The sequence below is a fragment of the Sporocytophaga sp. genome (assembly GCF_017745095.1).
Lineage (GTDB): Bacteria > Bacteroidota > Bacteroidia > Cytophagales > Cytophagaceae > Sporocytophaga.
In genome coordinates this window covers 248,540-267,883 of the sequence record NZ_JAGHZZ010000002.1, presented here as the reverse complement: position 1 = coordinate 267,883, position 19,344 = coordinate 248,540, and the positions used below count along the sequence as shown (strand labels likewise).

Below are 19,344 nucleotides of genomic sequence, written 5' to 3'. Positions count from 1 at the left end.
TCATTACTCTATTTTGTCCTCCGACCAAAGTTTCAGGTAGAATCAAAATTTTTTTAATTTAAAAATGAACTTAATGGTTTAAGGGATTTATGTATTAATTTCTGTGCACTAAATCCAAATTTTTTAAACTTCTCCTGTATTTTATTCAAAAGATTTAGTTTGAGAAGAGCCCGATTGCAAGCTGAGCAAACTTGATTGCCTGTGGTTATTTTCATTTAAAGTCTATACTTTTGAATTGATTTAAGTTTTACTACTAAGAGTATGAAAAAAGTTTATTTGATTGCCCTTTTATTTTTGCTTCTTGGAAGCACAAGGGTTTTTTCGCAATCCAAGGGAAATATACACTGGTCATTTAGATTCGCACCCGGACTGAATGTAGCAACAGTGAAAGATCCAGATCCTACTCCGTCTGGATTTTATTATGTGGCAGATGGTTCAACAACAAAGGAGGGAAATGTGGGAGGTATTAGCCTAGGCGCGAACCTTGAATATTTTGTGAATGATAATTTTGCATTTTCACCAGGTCTCTGGCTTACTACAAAAAATATATTTATCAGAAATACAGATGGATCTTATTCTGGTGTTTCCAAATATAATCTCATTTACATGCAGGTTCCATTGATTGGTAAGTATTATACAAACGAGATTACAGATAATTTAAAGCTTGTATTTGCTTTCGGACCTACATTGGATTTTAAGCTTTCGGAAGATATAAACGGAGGAGATGGTGCACATTACTGGAACCTTGCTAAAAATGAGTTCTGGGATGATCCTTCTCGTGGAAGAAACGGCGATAACAGACCTCAGAGCTTGTTTAATCCTTTTGATTTAGGACTTTTCTTCAGTGCGGGAGCAGATTATGCTCTAAGCGAAAAAATCAGTCTCTATGCAGGGTTAAGTTTGAATAAAGGACTAGTAAATATGATTCACCCGAATCTAAAATTTAATGATCCTTATAGAACAAAAGTTAATTCAAGTGTTAAGATAAAAAGTAATATAATTGCTTTAGACTTTGGTATTAAATTCTAAAATGAAATTAATATGGTAAAATATATTATAGCTTTCTTTCTACCCTGGTTGTCCCTTATGTTACAAAAAAAGATGGTTCCGGGAATCATCTGTCTAGTGTTGCAGATAACAGTTATAGGCTGGTTACCCGCGTTTATATGGGCTTTACTTTCTTTGTTAAAGGAAGAAGGAAAGCTATAATTGGTCTTAAGTTATAAGTATTAAGTTGAAAGTTAAAAAAGACTGCATTGTATATTTCAAGGTTAAACTTAATACTTATAATTTACTACTCCTCTTTTACTTGTGGAAGGGAATAAGCCATGCTGGAAGGCATAATTGTATAATTGTACCTTTTTACATAAACCTGTGTAAACTCTGCGCCAAATAAGAGAAGCAAGCAGGAGTAATAGATCCACAAGAGAATAAGAATAATTGATCCTGCCGCACCAAACACCGACTCAGGTGATACTTTGTTGAAGTACATATTAAGACATATCTTTCCCAGATAAAATAATATAGTAGTTAGAAAAGCTCCAACCCACAATGCGTTGAATTTAATCTTTATGTCGGGCAGATATTTAAAAATAAACGCAAAGAGGATTGTCTGTATTGAAAAAGAAATTATAAAATCAAAAAGGTAAAATATATATATCGAAAATCCTGGAATGATAAGGGTTAGAAAAGAGCTAATGGATGAAACAACCGAAGATAAGATGATGGATAAAAATAGTAGTAAACCAACTATAAGTATAAGGCTAAACGATTCAGCTCTGTCCCGTAATATTTTGATCCAACCTGCTTCTTTTTTTACCTTGACCTGCCATACCTGATTGAGTGAGGTTTGCAGTTGAATAAATACTCCTGTTGCACTTACCATAAGTACGCCAATACCTACTATTACCAATATGTCTGAGCTGGGTTGTTGAGAAGCATTTACTATTATCTGCTGAATTTGTTTAGCAGTATCTTTACCCATAAACATATTAATCTTTTCTGCAATATCACCCTCAATGACTTTCTTGCCAAGAAAGATTCCCATGGTATTGACGATTATAATCAATATCCCTGGCAATGATATCAAAGCATAGAATGAAACAGCAGCTGCATGAGTAAATGCATCATCATTGTTCCACTTAATAATGGTTTCCTTTAACAGGCTTCCTATGTCTCTGAATCTGAAACCATCCTTCTCCATAATACACCTTTATTATGTAACATATTATTAAGTAAGCTTTGTTCTTTCGGCAAAGTTTTATCTATGTAAGGGAGTTTGTATAACACTTTTTTTTTGTAAAAACAAATTGAAAAGAGCCTAGTTAAGATTGAAGTTTTAAAATCACTAGAGGTCTTACTGAATTTATAGAATCATGAAAAATCTCCTTTTTATCCTTGCCGGTTTATTTATTACTGCAAATGTACTGGGACAATGTTTGCAGGTAAATGTCGGAGTTGTGATAGAGCAAGAAGCGGATCCCTGTAAAGGACCAATTATTCTTGACGCAAATGTTCCCGACGCAACATACCTCTGGAGTACCGGAGAAACTACAAAGCAGATAACTGTTACCAAAACAGATACTTTTACAGTAATAGTCGATAAGGTAGGTTGTATAGGTGTAGATACCGTACCGGTCATTTTTCTCGAAAGTCCAATTGTTTATTTAGGATCAGATCCATTACCACGCTGCGGCGGCTGTGTCACGCTGGATGTAGGGGATCAGGGGGGAGCAAAAGTTCTCTGGAGTACTGGAGATTCTTCTCAGGTAGTAAAATACTGTGATATTGGAGTGAATAAAGTATGGGCTACAGTTACGAATGATCTTGGATGTACTGTTTCTGATACTATTGAGGTCTCAGTGAAGCCAGGATACGGTATTGATCTCGGATCAGCTGATACCATAGTATGTGCAGATAGCATAACTATTTCTCCTCAAAGTTCCTTTGGCGGTACATTCAAGTGGAGCAACGGTCAGTCGGATAAGTCTATCGTCGTGAAACAGTCCGGAATTTATTACATAAGTATTTTTGATATTCCTGGTTGTAGCCCTGCCGATACGGTAAGTGATACAATTAATGTTAAATTAAGCGGTTCTCCAAGTGTCGATCTTGGACCTGATCCGGATGTAAAATGTGGGGGATGTGTGTTGCTTGATGCTGGTAATCTTAGTAATACAAAATATTGGTGGAGTACAGGAGATACGACTTCAACTATCCATTACTGTAAAACAGGATTTACAAGTGTATGTGTAAAGGTAACAACTGCAGATGGTTGCTTCGATGCAGATACGATAAAGATAAATATCAAACAAGGTTATGATCCTTCCTTGGGAGATGATATAACACTATGTGGTGATAGTTTGATCATTCACTCCGCTGATATAGGAAGGAAAATAGTTTGGAATACCGGAGAAACTTCAGATTCAATCATAGTGAAAAGTTCCGGTGTGTATTATGTCTCTATTACGGATATTCCTGGATGTAATCCTGCGGATACAACTTCCGATACTATCACAGTGACGCTTAATAAATTACCAGTCGTAAACCTCGGACCTGACCCTGATAAAAAATGTACCGGATGTTTTTCTCTTGACGCCGGAACAGTGGCAGGAGGGATATATCAATGGAGTACAGGTGAAACTTCTCAACAGATATCTTATTGCAAAACAGGAGAGAATAATGTGTGGGCAAAAGTAATAGATAGTAATTCGTGTAGCGCTTCCGATACTGTTATACTATTTATCAGAGATGACTTAGGAGCTATCCTTGGTAAAGATACTACATTGTGCGGTCAGGAAGTAACTATTAAAAGTCCTTTTCTTCAAGGTGATTATGTCTGGAGTACAGGAGAAACTACCCCTGAAATAACAGTTCATGAATCAGGTTTTTACGCTGTTAAAGTTTTCAATGTGAATGGTTGCTTACCTGAAGATACATTGACAGATACTTTGGAAGTCAGTTTTGTGGAAGTGCTTGCAAATCCTACTTCAATTCTGGATTTAAGTTCTGCATGCGGAAAGCTTGAATTTATGGTAAATCCAGTACCTGGAGCAAGCTCTTATGAATGGAAAGTTCCCGATGGATGGAAAATTTTAAGTGGACAAGGTACGAACCTTGTCGAATTGGAATCCAATGAAATGAAGCAAGGAACAATTACTGTAAAGGCCAACAACAGTATGGCAAATTGTGCCAGTGGCGAAGCTTCTATTGAGTCTAATGAAACGATTTATTCAGTGCATGTGCCTAATACATTTTCTCCTAATAGTGATGGTATAAACGATGTGTGGGTGTTAAGAAATATAGAATACTTTCCCGACAATGAGCTAGTTGTTTTGAACCGTTGGGGTAATGAAGTATATAAGAAAAGAGGATATAAAAATACCTGGGATGGAAGCAATTTGAATGAAGGTACCTATTACTTTAAGCTGAAGATCAGGTTTTGTAACTCAGAAAAAACTATCGTTAATTATTTAACCATTGTAAGATAAGTGATGAGAAAATTATTTACATCCGTAATTCTTTTGTTCTCTGTTCATTGCCATGCCCAGCAGACATTACAATTCAGTCAGTATCTGTTCAATGGTGTAGTAATAAACCCGGCGTATGCAGGAAGCAGAGAAGCAATTAATATTAATGGCCTTTACAGAAAGCAGTGGTCAAAGGTAAATGGAGAGCCAAACTCTATAACACTGAGTGGAGATATGCCGCTTTACTGGAATAGAGCAGGAGTTGGGGCTTATTTTATTCATGATGAACTAGGTGCCCAATTTCAGAATTCTTTTTTTGGGTCATTTGCCTACAGGATAAAAGTATCAACCAAAGGAAGGTTGGCATTGGGAGTGGCTGCTGGTATCACTAATTATGGTATAGATGGGAATAAGCTAACAACTGATCAGCCAAACGATCCGGCTGTGCCTATTGGGCGTGAAGCAAAAACCAGAGCGGCTTTTCAGGGAGGGCTTTATTTTAATACCGATAGATTCTTTGTAGGCTTATCATTGAATAACGTGGTGGTAAACATGAGTAAAGGATCCGATATGATTCCATCTCAAAGAAAACACTTATTTCTAGCAGCTGGTTTCGTTTCTCAAATCGTTGAAAAAGTAAAGATCAGACCAAGTATAATGATTAAGGAAGATTTGAAAGGACCTACTAATGGTGATGCTTCCGTCTTTTTTATTTTTAATGATATCGTTTGGCTCGGAGGCTCTTACAGAACTAGAGTCTTTAATAAAAATGATGTCGAGGATGTCGGATCAGCAAAAGATGCAGTCGTAATTATGGCGGAAGTCTTCCCCATTCCAAATCTGAGGTTGGGATACTCTTATGATATTTCCTTAAATAGTTATAAAGACTTTGCTACCCACGAAATATCTGCGGGATACAATATTAACAGAAAAGGCGGATCAAAAATGTTAACACCAAGATACTTTTAATGTATAAAATTATGAGTCTTCTTATCAGAACCGGATCACTTATCCTATTGTATAGTCTGATCCAAAGCTACGCAGCATCGGGGCAGAGCATTCTTGCAAGGGCAGATAAAAACTTTAATCAATTCAATTACTCTCTTGCTGTTAAAGAATATGAAGTCATTGCAGAAAAGAAAGGGCAGTCTGCGGAAATTGTACAGAAGATAGCAGACTGTTACAGAAAAATGAATAAGTCAGAAGAGGCAGAAAAATGGTATGCTGTTTTATTGACTAAATTTTCCAAAGTTGAACCTGCAAATTTATTGTTCTATGCTGAGGCACTTCGAAACAACGGAGATTACCAGGAGGCAAGAAAACAATATATCCAGTATGGTAAACTCTTTCCTTCTGAAAAAAAGATGGCGGAAGCATTTGCTAAAAACTGTGAAAAGGCAATGGAATGGATGTCTAATCCAGTACAGGTTAAGATTGAAAATGTAAAATCTGTGAATACTGCTTATTCTGAATTTTCTCCTCAGCTCATTGATAACAAGCTTATCCTTGCAACGGATAGAAAGTTTGATGATACAGATTATTCCAACAAGCAGATTTACGGATGGACTGGAACACCTTTCTTAAACCTGGCATTTGCAGAGATTGATACAAACTTCAAAATTGAGTTTAAAAATAAACTTAAAGGAGTAAATGGAATGTATCATAACGGACCTGCAACATTTTCAAAGAAAGGAGATACTATCTACTTTACCAGAACGAACAAAGTTAGTAACAGAGGTAAAATTAATGGCCAAAAGAAAGGCCCTGACTTTGTTAACAGACTTGAAATATATTATTCTATAAAGAAAAATGGCTCATGGTCTGCAATATTACCTTTTGAATATAATAACGTCTTGAACTATTCAGTAGGTCATCCAGCCCTTTCTCCGGATGGAAAAACTATATATTTTGTGTCAGACATGCCTGGTTCTCTTGGTCAGACAGATATTTACTTCTGTACCATGGAGGCCAATGGAAAATGGAGTTTTCCTAAAAACGCCGGTAAATATATAAATACTCCGGCAAAGGAAGTATTCCCTTATGTTGCTCCTGATGGAAAGCTTTATTTTTCATCCAACGGTCATACTGGTCTTGGCGGACTTGATATGTTCGTGACAAACGGGAAACATGATAAATGGGACAGACCTGAAAATCTTATGTTCCCAATGAATTCACCAAAAGATGACTTTGGTATTACACTGGATACTACGTTGAACGGAGGTTTCTTTTCAAGCAACAGAGAAGGTGGATTAGGCGAAGATGATATATATAAATTTTCCAATCCTACCTGCGTGCTTGCAGGACTTACGTTACATTTAGTTGATAAGTCAGAAAAACCACTGGAGAACGTATTGGTAAAACTTTATAAGATGGGGGATACTTCTAATGTTATAGCCTATGAAAGAACTTATGGACAGCCTGCAAAGAAGATTTGTCTGAGATCTTATGAACCATGCGCTGTAGTAAAAAATCCTGAAGGTAAATTCTTCTTTAAATTGCAGCCAGGAGAAAAATATGAACTAAAGTTGGCTAAAAATAATTTCTTCTCTCATTCTACGACCATAGAGGCAAAGTGCAATACAGCAGACACAATGAATATTGCTATTCAACTAAAAGAAATCGAAATAGACAAACCTATTGTTCTTAAAGATGTATTTTTTAATGAACAGGATAAGCTTTTTGTAATCCGAAATATTTATTATGATCTCGATAAGTCTGAGATTCGATATGATGCTGCACTTGAGCTGGATAAACTGGTGGAAGTGTTAAAAGAAAATCCGAATATTAAAATGGAACTTTCTTCGCACACTGACAGCAGGCATTCAGATGAATACAATATGAAGCTTTCTCAGAAAAGGGCAGAAGCTGCAGTTCAGTACATCGTTGCTAAAGGAATTCCTGCTGATGCTATAGTAGCTAAAGGCTATGGTGAAAGTAAAATTATGAATCACTGCAAAGACGGAATTAATTGTAATGAGGAAGAGCATCAGTACAACAGGAGAACTGAAATTAAGGTAACAGAAATTATCGAACCTGAAGTACACAAAGTTGGGCCATATGATACACTTGAAACTATTTCAAAAGTATATGGGGTTTCTGTAGAAGATTTGAAAAGGATTAATAATCTTGAAGAGGATTCTATTACTGCAGGTATGATAATAAAATTAAAATAATTTTCTCTAGGTAATAAGTTTATTGGTAACCTGTGAAAGTAATTTCACAGGTTATTTTTTTGTTTAGAAAATGTTAGTATGAATGTACTTCCCTTATCGATTTCACTTTCTACCCGTATTGAACCATTATTATTTTCCATTATTCTTTTTAAAATATACAGCCCGACTCCTGTTCCTTCAACATCAAGCTTTTGATTATGAACCCTTCTGAATATCTGAAACATTCCTTCCTGGTTATGAGGGTCGATGCCAATACCATTATCTTTCACTTCGAGAATAATTGCGTCCCCATGGTAGTATGTTTTAACCAGAATCTTGCATGCCCTCTCTCTGGATCTGTACTTAATAGCATTACTAAGCAGGTTGTATAAGATGCTTCTGAGATCCTTCATCGAAAACTCAATTTCAGGGGCATCCAATTGATAGGTAATGATACATTTGGAGTTGTTGAGGTCATTCATTAGCGTAATTTTGGCTTCTTCCAATGCATCATAAAGGTTGATTACTGTTAAATCTTCAGATTTACCATTGCTTTGTGCTTTGGCTACATCAGAGAGATCTTCAATGGTTTTTCTGAATTTGCCTATACTTTGGTAGATCATTTCGATCAGATCGTTAACTTCATCTCTCCGGTCGTTTTTAGAAATGAGTTCCTTGAGAAGTTGATCCAGATATGTTACAAGCCCTTCGATATTTGATACTGGAGCTTTCAGATCGTGTGAGGCAGTATAAATAAAATTGTCAAGATCTACGTTGGCTTTTTTTAATTCTTTATAGGCATCTTCAAGATTTTGAATGGCGATTTTTAAGTCATGAATATCTATACAGGTTCCGAACCATTTAATGATATTTCCTTTGGAATCCTTTAATGGTGTTGCTTTGGAAAGAAACCATTTATATTTTCCTTCCTTGTTCATTAACCTCAATTCTCTTTCATATTTCACACCCTGATGAACAGTATCAAACCATTCTTTTTCAGTCGATGCGGCATCTTCAGGATATAAAGCTGATATCCATCCATTATTAAGGGATTCTTCATCGGATAGCCCAGTAAATTCTCTCCATTTTTTGTTGAAAAAATTAACGATACCATTTTCATCTGCACTCCAGAATATCTGAGGGACAGTGTTGGCGAGGAATCTATATTGTTCTTCACTTTGTTTTAAAGCTTCTTCTACTTTTTTCCTTGCATCGATATTTTGAGTAATCCCAATGAAATACTGAATTTCATTCTTTTCGTTTCTGACAGAACTTAAATTCAGATCAACCCAGAATACCTCATTGTTTTTATTGATGTATCTCTTTTCAATCTGATATTCATTGATCTCTCCTTTAAATATTTTTTCAATTAATTCATATTCTCTTTTTGCATCATCAGGATAAGTGAAGTCTCTAAAATTTCTTCCAAGTAATTCATTTTTTTTGTAACCTAACATTTTGTGGAAAGCTTCATTACTTTCAATCAGGAAGCCTCTGTCGTCGGCCCAGGCAAAGCCGATCGTGGGGTTATCTGCTAGGATTTTGTATTTTATTTCATTTTGTTTTAATGAATATTCTGCTCTTTTTCTTTGATCTATGTTTTCAATAATAACAATGATGTATTCAATTTTTCCATAAAGATTTTTGAATGGTGCTGCATTCACTTCAACCCAGATAAGTTTCCCTGATTTCGTTATTAAGCGTTTTTCAATTTTGTAGGTAGGAATATTGCCAGAAACTAACTGCTCTATTAATATCCTTTCTTTATCAAGATCTTCGTGATAAGTGAGGACGTCAAGCGTTAGACTTTTAAGTTCCCTCTGCGTATATCCAGAAAGCTGACAGAACGTATTATTAGCTGATATATATTTTCCATAAGGCGATCTTCTTACAATACCGACAAGTTTATTTTCCTCGAGTGCTTTAAATTTTTCATATCCTTCATTCAGCTTATTAATATATTTTATAAGGCCAGAAATGTCCATACCAAGAGCTAGGGTACCCATCAGTTCCCCACCAAAATGTACTTCATTGATCTGCCAGTGAATAACTTTTTCCACACCGTTTTTTGTGATAATGGAACTTTCAAAATTGTTGAAAGTAGACTTTGATTTATCATCATAATATTTGTAAACATCTTTAGGTATTACATAATCAAACCACTTCTTTCCAATAATTTCTTTCCTTGAAAATCCTGAAGTAACCTCAGCAGCTCGGTTAAAGATTTGGATGATTCCGTTTTCGCTTATACCAACTATAATCAGGTTGGTAGAATCGATGATGTTATCAAGTATATAGCTTGAGATAAGGTTGGAGCCTGAATTTGTCTCTGATGAATTTGAACCCTTTTGTTTCTTAGCTTCAAGATTAATCCTGTTGATTTTTGAAATACATAATTTAAATCGTCTGATCTTGTATCTGCTTTCTTTAATCTGAGTATAAGATGATGGCGTAAAGTTTATTTTGCCATCTGCTATCTCAATAATTGATATATTGCCATTGGAAAAGATATCTGGATAAGTTGCTATCTGTAGTGTTGTTTCAGTAATATCAATTTGATTTTGCGGAGGTATAAGGTAAACCTTATCAGCTTTTAAAGAAGACTGGTTGATAAGTTTATGTAAAGAATGATTATGGCTGTGGAGGAACTTTTTTAGTTTTTGTACTTTCTCCGCCTTAAAATTATCGTCAATCAGTATGATGGCTGAAGGCTGATTATATATGTTAAAAATGGTGGTGAGTATTGTCTTTAAAATAGAGAAAGCGCCAGCCTCCGCTTTTATTCTAAAGACAATCCTTTGAGGAAAGGCAGGCCTGCCTTTCTCACTCTTTATTTTTGTGTCTAAGGTTTTCTTTCTTTTGTCCATGCTGATTGGCGTTTAACTAGTAAGAAACCTCTAGTTTAAAGTTGATTAACTATAAGTCATTTCAATATATAACATAGTTTAGGATGAATTAAGTTGTCAAATTATTTTTTCTTTTTTGATTGCTTTCCTTTCTGATGATTTTTGTCAAAATCTAAATCTTCAGCATTCTTCATTAAAGATTTCCAGTCTGTGTTATTTTCTTCTGTAGATTCAAGAGTTTCAATATAGTCCTGTTTGCTGATCTCCATTACCGTAATTTCCTTTCCTATATATTCTTCAATGGTTTCAAGCAATGAGAGTTCTTCTTTGCTGCAGAATGATATTGCCCTTCCTCTGTCATTTCCGCGACCAGTCCTTCCGATCCGGTGAACATAATTTTCCGGTTGTTCAGGAAGATCATAGTTTACGACAATTTCTACATTAGAAATGTCAATACCTCTCGCGCTCACATCTGTTGCGATAAGTATCTTTGATTTTCCCTGCTTAAATAAGTTCAGTACTTTAAGTCTGTCTTCTTGCTCTTTATCTCCATGAAGGGTAAGGGCTGCGATTCCTGCTCTTTCCATTGCGGCTAATAATCGTTCGGCACGCACCTTAGTTCTTACAAATGCCAGAATCTTTTTTTGAGAATTATCCTTTATAATTCTTTCAAGAAAAAACCTCTTATCATCCATTTCAACAAAGACTACAAAATGGTCTATTTTTTTTGACACAGGATCTTTAGGTGAGATCTGTATCCTTATGGCATTTCTTACCAGAGAATAAGCAATTTCTTTAATTTTCTTATCAATTGTAGCAGAGAAGAAAAGCGTCTGATGCTTTTTGGAAAGCATCTGCTTGACATCTTTGATATCTTTGATAAAACCAAGATCGAGCATATGATCTGCTTCGTCGAGAACCAGTATTTCTATGTTTTCCAGATTTAAATGTCCTTGATGTGCAAGATCAAACATTCTACCAGGTGTGGCAATTAGTACATCTATTCTCCCTTCTAATTCCCTGATTTGAGTTTCCTGTTCTACACCTCCATAAAGCGCAAAGGATTTTATTTTGGTGTATTTCCCAATTTTTTCAAAAACATCGTTGATCTGCACAGCAAGCTCTCTGGTGGGCACCATTACAAGACACTTGATGTTATTGTTTTTATATTTGGATTCATGAAGTATTGTTAGAACAGGGATTACAAATGCTGCCGTTTTACCAGTTCCCGTTTGTGCTATTGCAAGCACATCTTCTTTATTCAGGATAGGTTGAATACACTTGAACTGAATGTCAGTTGGTCTTTTAAGTCCTGCTTCTTCCAGACTTTTTTTTATTTCTTGTGGAATTGAATATTCTTCGAATTTCATGTTCAATATTTTTAGAGGTTCCCCGCTAAGCGTTATTTATGAGATAACAGACCGGTTATGAGGAAGGAATTGTAGATTTTTACTATGGTTTTAGTAAATTTCCGATTTTTTATTTTAAAAATAGGACTTTTCTGGAATTAATTATGTGTACATAAAGCTTATTTACTCCATTTTTTATAAATTTAACATCTCTTAGGCAGGTCTTATCACTTTATCTTCAGGTATTAAACTAAATATTCATTCGAAATGGAATTTCCATCCTATGGCATAGTAGAAGAAATTCAATCTGATTATAGCACTGTACTTTATCGGGTTGCGGTTAATTCTGAAACTTTTCTTCTCAAAGCATTAAAATCACCAAGTGATCAGAATAGTCTTGCAAGATTAAGACATGAGTTTGCTATTGCAAATGAAATTTCATTTCCTGGGGTGCCACGACATATACATCTGGAAAGTACATCTGCTCTTGCTGGCATTTTTATTGAAGATATTGAAGGAATAAGGCTTTCTGAGTTTATAAAAAAAGTACCGATAGATTTAAATTCTTTTTTTAAGATCAGTATAAATATCTGCGGTCTTCTGGATGAACTCCATCAAAGAAGGGTTGTTCATCATGCTATTAACCCTTATAATCTTTTTATTTCTCCTGATACATTTGATATTAAAATATTAAACTTTAGCAGCTCAACTCATTCAAAGTCTAAAGTTGCCAATCTTAACTTTGTAACCGGTGAAGCCAGACTTGAATACATTTCTCCAGAGCAGAGTGGAAGGGTGCAATGGAAGACCGATAGTCGTAGTGACATATATTCTCTTGGAGTTATATTTTATGAAATGCTTGCGGGATTAAATCCCTTTTATTCGGAGGATTCAATGGAGATAATACATTTCCATATAGCGAAAAGTCCCAGACCGCTCACTAAGCTGAAAGTAGAAGTTCCGGATATTTTATCTTCCATGATAGGTAAAATGATCAGTAAAAATCCTGAAGATCGTTATCAGTCGGCTAGCGGTATAAAGGATGACCTGGAAAATTGTTATGAACAGTTACTTAACAACGGTACGATAGAGGTATTTCCTTTGTGCAGCACAGACTATTCCTCCAATTTTCAGATCTCAAAGAAGATTTATGGTAGGGATGCGGAAATTCAACAACTTGAGGAAGCTTTTGATGAAGTATGTGCAGGAAGATCAGGATTCATACAGGTTACAGGGTACTCAGGTGTTGGAAAATCTTTAATGATAAGGCAGATATGTACAAAGGTTATTGATAAAAGAGGATGCTTTATAGAAGGGAAATTTAACCAGATACAACAAAATATACCTTACTATGCTTTTATTATTGCATTTAGAGAATTTGTAGATTTTATTCTAAAGGAAAAGCATGAGAGGCTTACCCAATGGAAAAACATTATTAGCATGGCAGTTGGGGCCAATGGAAAAGTACTTACGGAAGTGGTGCCGAACCTGGAACTACTCATTGGTGTTCAACCAGAAGTGCCTTCTCTTACTCCGGCAGAGACACTTAATAGGTTCAATTTCGTTACAAGAAACTTTATTAAATCTATTGCTACTGAAGATAGCCCACTTGTAATATTTATTGATGATCTTCAATGGGCAGACAATGCATCATTGGAGTTGCTTAAGTTACTTTTATCCGGTAAAGAAACAAATAACCTACTGATCATAGGGGCGCTGAGAGATAATGAGGTGAAGGAATATCATCCTTTAAACAAAGTTGTAAATGAAATAAAATCATCAATACCAGTAAGAGCTATCCATATTCAAAATCTTTCTTTTGATGATGTAAGTTGTATGATCAATGAATCATTTGGGATTACTGAATCACAAAAGAATCATCTGGTAGACCTCGTATATAATAAAACCAAGGGTAATGCTTTCTTTGTACATCAGTTCCTTAAATCTTTATATGAGGAAAAACTTCTGAATTTTGATTTTATAAAACGTCAGTGGGAGCTTGATATCAAAGGTACGGAAGAACTCAATATCACGGACAATGTTGTAGATCTTGTTGCTGCACGAATACAAAAGCTTCCTGAAGAAACTCAGAAGGTGTTTAAGCTTGCTGCTTGTCTAGGCAACCGCTTTGATCTTCTTTTACTTTCTATCATTTGCAATAAGCCTGAGCATGATCTGGCACAGGATATTCAGATCGGGTTAATAGAAGATCTAGTAATTCCGGTAGAAAGAAGTTATAAATTCTCACATGATAAAGTACAGCAGGCGGTATATACGCTGATCAATGAAGAAGAAAGAGGTAAGATTCACCTTCAGTTAGGAAAAGTTTTGCTTGCTCACTTTTCCAGGGATCAAGTTGAAGAATATATATTTGATATTGCCAATCAATTTGTATCAGGAATAAAGGCGCTTGGATCGGATCAAGAGAGGAAACAAGCAGCTGAACTCTTTGTGCTTGCAGGTAAAAAGGCCAAGAGAGCTTCTGCATACTCCTCAAGTTTGGATTATCTGATTCGAGGTATAGACTTGCTATCCGGGAACTCTTGGAAAGAAAGTTATGATTTAAGCTTGGCATTATATAGTGAAGCTGCGGAAAGTGCTTATCTCTGCGGGAATTATGATAAAATGGAACATTGGATTGAACATGTTCTGGATAATACGGAGATAACACTTGATCAGGTAAAGGTATATGAAATCAGGATAAGAGCCTATACAGCCCTGTCCAGAGTTGAAGAAGCCGTTGTTACTGCGTTGAAGGTTCTAAAAATACTTGGAGTTAAATTTCCTGATAAGCCAAACAAGTTACATGTAGTGATGGATGTTCTTAAAGTTAAGGCAGCTTTAGGTACAAAGTCCCTTGATAGCCTTTGGAAGAATAAGAAAATGAATAATCCAAAGGTATTTGCTGCCATAAGAATTATTGCAAGTGTAGCCTCTGCTTCCTATTTTTCTTTTCCTGATTTGTTTCCATTATTTGCTACAAAGCCATTTCTTCTGATGGTGAAACATGGCAATTGTGAAATGTCATCATATATTTCTGTTAGCTATGCACTGATCATTTCAGGAGGATTTGAAGATTATGCAACCAGTAAAAGACTGGTAAGACTTGCAAGTGAACAGGAGAAATACTTTCCACCTGAGCAGCACAAGGCAAGAGTTGGAATGGTCTCCAATACATTTCTTGCGCATGTGGGAGATCACCTGAAAAATACCATAAGCCCTCTCGAAGAAGCCTATAAAGCAGGTGTGCAGGCGGGAGATTTTGAGTACGCTGCATATTCGGTGCTTATACAATCCATCAATGAATTCATATCAGGGAATAAGTTGAGAGACAGTATAGGTTCTATGAGGGAGAGGACCAGAAGAATCATTCAGTTGCAGCAGACTACTCCTTTGTGTAGTCATAGTTTGTTTGCTCAGGCAGCTCAAAATCTGCACGATAATCCTAAAGATCCACTATGGCTCGTCGGCGAATTTTTTGATGAGTCAAAGGTAAATCCATATGAAGAAGGTTCGATCACGAAGTCGTCAACCTTTGATTATTTTATTTGTAAGCTTATACTTTCCTATTTTCTGTGTAAATATGAAGAGGCATACAAATATGCTATCGAAGCAGAAAAATATGTCGCCAACTCCGTTGGAAATCCATTGGTGCCTTCATTTTATCTCTACCAATCTATTGCCTATCTGGCTGTGATAAATGGAAAGAGTTCAAAGGAACAAAAAGGTATGTTTGACCGCGTTCTGAATAATCAGAAGAAGCTTGCTAAGCTTTCCAAAAGCGCTCCAATGAACTACCTGCATAAGTATTATATCATAGAGGCAGAGTTAAACAGAGTCAAAGGTAAAAATGAAAAGGCTCATGCTAATTACATAAAAGCGATTTCATTTGCCCGTCAGTATGAATATCTGCATGAAGAAGCGCTTGCTTTGGAGATGATGGGTAAATTCCATCTGTTCCGCAAAGAGCCTGTCCAGGGGGAATTTTACATACAAAAGGCAAGAGAAAGTTACTATCACTGGGGAGCGATTGCGAAAGTTGAAGAACTGGAAAATAAATATCCTTCCTTTTTAAAGTTCGGAAAAACAGCTGGAGGCCATCATTCGACAATGATCGAAAAGGAGCAAGCTTCTGGTGATGAAATAGGTTTTGACCTCAAAAGTATCATGAAGGCATCAACTGCTATATCCGGAGAAATTAACCTAGAAAGACTTCTGGAAAAGATGATCAGGATAGTGCTGGAAAATGCAGGAGCAGAAAAGGGACTTCTGGTTCTTAAAAATGAAGATGAGGAATTTTATATAGAAGCTGAAGGAGCGCTGAGTGACCCAATTGTAACTGTGCTTAAGAGTATTGATTTTAAAGAATCAGGACTTATCCCCAATTCTATTTTTCAGTACGTATTGCATACACGAGATAGTCTTGTAATAGATAATGCAGTAGAGGATCCTAAATTTTCTTCAGATGAACTGATTCAGGAAAAAAAGCTTAAATCAGTAGTATGTCTGCCAATCCTGAAATCCGGCAATCTTATGGGCATTCTATATTTGGAAAATAATCTTATATCAAATGCCTTTACTCCTGAAAGGATTCAATTCCTTCAGCTGCTGTCGGGTCAGATGGCAGTGTCAATTGAAAATGCATTGAATGAAGAAAAGAAAATAGCAGCATTCAGAGAGAGAGAAAATCTGCTTAAGAAGATCAATATTCAGCAAACAATTCTTTCAAAAGAGGTTATCAAAACCCAGGAATATGAAAGGAAGAGAATTGCAGAAGAGTTGCATGACGGAATGGGTTATTTGTTATCCACACTAAAATTAAATCTTACAGCATTTAAAGAGAGTGGTGTAGATGACCGTGAAAGATATCTGGAAAGCTCATTAAATCTTCTCGAAGATGCCTTTAAGGAGTTGAAATCAATCTCTAATAACCTTATGCCGGATGTCTTGCTTCAATATGGACTTGTCCTCGCAGTGGACTTTGTTTGCAAAAGGATTACAAGCACAGGTAAAGTAACCATTAACTTTAAGTCATTTAATATAAACAGAAAATTCCGAACAGATTTTGAGATTGAAGTCTTCCGGGTGGTTCAGGAGCTTATCAATAACGCATTAAAACACTCCGGAGCAAAAAATATGGATATTCAGTTCGTAAATCAGAATGATTATCTTGTGGTAACTGTGGAAGATGACGGAAAAGGGTTTAACTTTGAGGCGACTATTAAATCCCGGAAAAAGGGCAGAGGCTTAAACAATATTATTGCCAGAGTGAATTTCCTCAGGGGAACGGTTAATTTCGATTCTTCTGAAAGGGGGACCTCTGTCATTTTAAGTATACCATTAAAAGTAAAAATAGATTAATCCCTATATCTATGATAAAGATCTTAATTGCCGATGATCACCAGTTATTTATTGACGGGTTATCAAGTTTAATGAAAAACGAACCTGGGATAGAAATCTCTGGCCAGGCACTAAACGGGGCAGAGGTACTCTCTGTACTTGCTAGCAAAAGTATTGATATCATTCTCCTTGATATCAATATGCCTGATACTGATATCGTCGCTCTTACAAAGGAAATCCGTGAAAAATATCCAAACCTGAAAGTCATAATACTGACAATGTACCACGGGACCCGATATTATACCAAGCTGCTTAAATATGGTATTCATGGCTACCTTTATAAAAGCGAAGGGAAGGAAGTATTTCTTACCGCAATTAAAATGGCATCTCAGGGAGAAATGTATATTAGTAAAGAACTCTTTTCAAGCGGCGCCAAAAATACCAAAGATCTTATGCCTGCCTTTAGTTTAAAGTCTTCCAGCATTGACAATGTATTAACAAAAAGAGAATTAGAGATATTAAAACTAATCGTTCAGGAATGTTCCAATAACACCATAGCTGAGAAATTATTTATCAGTACTGGCACTGTTGATACACATAGAAAGAATATCATATTGAAATTGGGTGTGAAAAATACCGTAGGACTTATCAAGTATTGTATTCAGAATAATCTTATTGATTAATTCCTTTCCTCAATTGAAGTATCCTTGCGGCTCACTTTTGAGCTGATCCGAAAAATCATTTCCTATTATTGCAAGCTTCATTAGAAAAATCATATTTTTTAAAGGATAGTTAAAAATATTATCCCGTAAACCGGTAGAGAAAAAAAATACCAGTTTACGGGATAGCCAAACTTTTACTTCTTTATCATATTTGTGACAGAGTAACAGTTAATTATTTTTTGGTATAAATTAATGCTCTGATAGTCATTTATTTAATAGTCGCAGAATTTTAATTTTTAAAATATAATCTCTTGAGGGGACTGACAAACTTGTAAATGGGAAATTTTTAGAGAATCCGGTTATTAATAGGGAGATTAAACTTGGATGCTTATTCCTGAAACAGTATGTAAAATCTTCAGAGATTTTCCAGTAATGCAAATTTTTTACTTGGGGACAAGGGTGATCTATTAGATCACCCTTTGTTGTTTAGCCACTTTTGATATTCAGAAAAAAAATCCTCAAAATATTTTCTTTTTCTATTTCATTTTTTAACTTTGAAAAACAAAGTACTTTTATGTCCGAAACATTAGATCATTTAAACGACCTGAAGGAAATTCGCTCTTTGATGGAGCGCTCTTCGAGATTTATCTCTCTCAGTGGCCTTTCCGGAGTATTTGCTGGTATATTTGCATTGTTGGGAGCGGGATTTGCATATATATTAATAGAGGGACTAAAGAGCGGGAGAGTATGGATGTCTGTAGAGGAAATTTATATCTTTCTTTTTATGGATGCATTCCTTGTGATTCTGCTGGCAATTGGATCAGGATTGTTTTTTACCATTAGACAAACTAGGAAGAAAGGCCTGCGCATTTGGGACTCAACAAGCAAAAGGTTGATCATCAGTGTAGCAGTGCCATTAGCAACCGGAGGTTTCTTCTGTCTTGCATTATTATACTATGGTGTAGTTGGTCTCATTGCTCCTGGTACATTAATCTTCTATGGTTTAGCTTTGCTTAATGGAAGTAATTTTACATTGAATGATATCCGCAATCTTGGTTATTGTGAAATTATATTAGGTATATTAGCCACAATATTTATCGGATACGGTATACTTTTTTGGGCAGTGGGCTTTGGCGTATTGCACATAGTATATGGAGTGGTTATGTATTTCAAATACGAGAAGTGAAAGGTCTAATAACAAATTTAAATAAAGCATTTGAAAACAGAATCCGCCTAGGTATAATGTCTGTTCTGATGGTCAATGACTGGGTGGATTTTAATGCCTTGAAAGAAACCCTTGATGTAACTGACGGAAATCTGGCAAGTCACCTTAATGCGCTTGAGAAAATAAAATATATAGAAGTGAGAAAATCATTTATAGGTAAAAAACCTAATACATCTTATGGAGCTTCTAAAGAAGGAAAAAATGCATTTAAAGAACATCTGAATGCTTTAGAAGCCCTTATCAATGCAAAAGAAAAACTGAAGTAGTTTTTTTTTATCCTTGAACTTTGAAATACAAAGTA

The 19,344-nt window shown here is 35.7% G+C and carries 12 protein-coding genes; 9 read left to right on the top strand and 3 right to left on the bottom strand.

From position 1 onward, the window contains the following. The first annotated feature begins 261 nt into the window (after nucleotides 1-261). Together J7604_RS03910 and J7604_RS27025 are read left to right on the top strand one after the other, a co-directional pair. Complete coding sequence (locus tag J7604_RS03910) at nucleotides 262-1,029, top strand: outer membrane beta-barrel protein (RefSeq protein WP_293891350.1); 768 nt, start codon at nucleotides 262-264, stop codon at nucleotides 1,027-1,029. Between the two features lie 12 nt (nucleotides 1,030-1,041). Then, nucleotides 1,042-1,209: a YqaE/Pmp3 family membrane protein gene (locus tag J7604_RS27025; RefSeq protein ID WP_367113549.1), complete on the top strand. Its 168-nt coding sequence runs from the start codon at nucleotides 1,042-1,044 to the stop codon at nucleotides 1,207-1,209. A gap of 85 nt (nucleotides 1,210-1,294) precedes the next feature. Here the strand turns inward: J7604_RS27025 and J7604_RS03905 are convergent, their stop codons facing one another. Continuing rightward, nucleotides 1,295-2,203: a YihY/virulence factor BrkB family protein gene (locus J7604_RS03905; RefSeq protein ID WP_293891347.1), complete on the bottom strand. Its 909-nt coding sequence runs from the start codon at nucleotides 2,201-2,203 to the stop codon at nucleotides 1,295-1,297. Between the two features lie 172 nt (nucleotides 2,204-2,375). Here J7604_RS03905 and J7604_RS03900 point away from each other — a divergent pair, with 172 nt between their 5' ends. Genes J7604_RS03900 through J7604_RS03890 form a run of 3 tightly spaced genes read left to right on the top strand, consistent with a single transcriptional unit; the run spans nucleotide 2,376 to nucleotide 7,642 of the window. Continuing rightward, nucleotides 2,376-4,490, top strand: a complete 2,115-nt coding sequence (locus tag J7604_RS03900) for a gliding motility-associated C-terminal domain-containing protein (protein WP_293891344.1) — start codon at nucleotides 2,376-2,378, stop codon at nucleotides 4,488-4,490. Between the two features lie 3 nt (nucleotides 4,491-4,493). After that, complete coding sequence (locus tag J7604_RS03895) at nucleotides 4,494-5,438, top strand: type IX secretion system membrane protein PorP/SprF (protein ID WP_293891341.1); 945 nt, start codon at nucleotides 4,494-4,496, stop codon at nucleotides 5,436-5,438. A gap of 11 nt (nucleotides 5,439-5,449) precedes the next feature. Next, a complete protein-coding gene (locus J7604_RS03890; RefSeq protein WP_293891338.1) occupies nucleotides 5,450-7,642 on the top strand; it encodes an OmpA family protein in 2,193 nt (730 codons plus the stop codon). A gap of 44 nt (nucleotides 7,643-7,686) precedes the next feature. Here J7604_RS03890 and J7604_RS03885 read toward each other — a convergent pair whose 3' ends face one another. Together J7604_RS03885 and J7604_RS03880 are read right to left on the bottom strand one after the other, a co-directional pair. Then, nucleotides 7,687-10,488 (bottom strand): PAS domain S-box protein, encoded by a 2,802-nt coding sequence (locus J7604_RS03885; RefSeq protein ID WP_293891335.1) that lies wholly within the window; start codon nucleotides 10,486-10,488, stop codon nucleotides 7,687-7,689. Nucleotides 10,489-10,589: 101 nt separating this feature from the next. Then, nucleotides 10,590-11,837, bottom strand: coding sequence for a DEAD/DEAH box helicase (locus J7604_RS03880; RefSeq protein WP_293891332.1), 1,248 nt, complete (start codon nucleotides 11,835-11,837; stop codon nucleotides 10,590-10,592). Nucleotides 11,838-12,083: 246 nt separating this feature from the next. Here J7604_RS03880 and J7604_RS03875 point away from each other — a divergent pair, with 246 nt between their 5' ends. From J7604_RS03875 to J7604_RS03860, 4 genes are all read left to right on the top strand, one after another. Continuing rightward, the gene (locus J7604_RS03875; RefSeq protein ID WP_293891329.1) at nucleotides 12,084-17,177 is read left to right on the top strand and encodes an AAA family ATPase; all 5,094 of its coding nucleotides are present in this window, start codon (nucleotides 12,084-12,086) and stop codon (nucleotides 17,175-17,177) included. An 11-nt stretch (nucleotides 17,178-17,188) separates the two neighbouring features. Further along, on the top strand, nucleotides 17,189-17,839 hold the full coding sequence (locus J7604_RS03870; RefSeq protein ID WP_293891326.1) for a response regulator transcription factor: 651 nt from the start codon (nucleotides 17,189-17,191) through the stop codon (nucleotides 17,837-17,839). Between the two features lie 553 nt (nucleotides 17,840-18,392). Next, nucleotides 18,393-19,004: a hypothetical protein gene (locus J7604_RS03865; protein ID WP_293891323.1), complete on the top strand. Its 612-nt coding sequence runs from the start codon at nucleotides 18,393-18,395 to the stop codon at nucleotides 19,002-19,004. Further along, entirely contained in the window at nucleotides 19,001-19,309 is a 309-nt protein-coding gene (locus tag J7604_RS03860) for a transcriptional regulator (RefSeq protein WP_293891320.1), read from the top strand. Before J7604_RS03865 ends, J7604_RS03860 begins: the two co-directional genes overlap by 4 nt. Nucleotides 19,310-19,344: the final 35 nt, after the last annotated feature.

What these genes read in the sequence shown, in the direction of transcription:
- J7604_RS03910 (WP_293891350.1), top strand. Translation starts at nt 262, where the DNA reads ATGAAAAAAGTTTATTTGATTGCCCTTTTATTTTTGCTTCTTGGAAGC.
- J7604_RS27025 (WP_367113549.1), top strand. Translation starts at nt 1,042, where the DNA reads ATGGTAAAATATATTATAGCTTTCTTTCTACCCTGGTTGTCCCTTATG.
- J7604_RS03905 (WP_293891347.1), bottom strand. Translation starts at nt 2,203, where the DNA reads ATGGAGAAGGATGGTTTCAGATTCAGAGACATAGGAAGCCTGTTAAAG.
- J7604_RS03900 (WP_293891344.1), top strand. Translation starts at nt 2,376, where the DNA reads ATGAAAAATCTCCTTTTTATCCTTGCCGGTTTATTTATTACTGCAAAT.
- J7604_RS03895 (WP_293891341.1), top strand. Translation starts at nt 4,494, where the DNA reads ATGAGAAAATTATTTACATCCGTAATTCTTTTGTTCTCTGTTCATTGC.
- J7604_RS03890 (WP_293891338.1), top strand. Translation starts at nt 5,450, where the DNA reads ATGAGTCTTCTTATCAGAACCGGATCACTTATCCTATTGTATAGTCTG.
- J7604_RS03885 (WP_293891335.1), bottom strand. Translation starts at nt 10,488, where the DNA reads ATGGACAAAAGAAAGAAAACCTTAGACACAAAAATAAAGAGTGAGAAA.
- J7604_RS03880 (WP_293891332.1), bottom strand. Translation starts at nt 11,837, where the DNA reads ATGAAATTCGAAGAATATTCAATTCCACAAGAAATAAAAAAAAGTCTG.
- J7604_RS03875 (WP_293891329.1), top strand. Translation starts at nt 12,084, where the DNA reads ATGGAATTTCCATCCTATGGCATAGTAGAAGAAATTCAATCTGATTAT.
- J7604_RS03870 (WP_293891326.1), top strand. Translation starts at nt 17,189, where the DNA reads ATGATAAAGATCTTAATTGCCGATGATCACCAGTTATTTATTGACGGG.
- J7604_RS03865 (WP_293891323.1), top strand. Translation starts at nt 18,393, where the DNA reads ATGTCCGAAACATTAGATCATTTAAACGACCTGAAGGAAATTCGCTCT.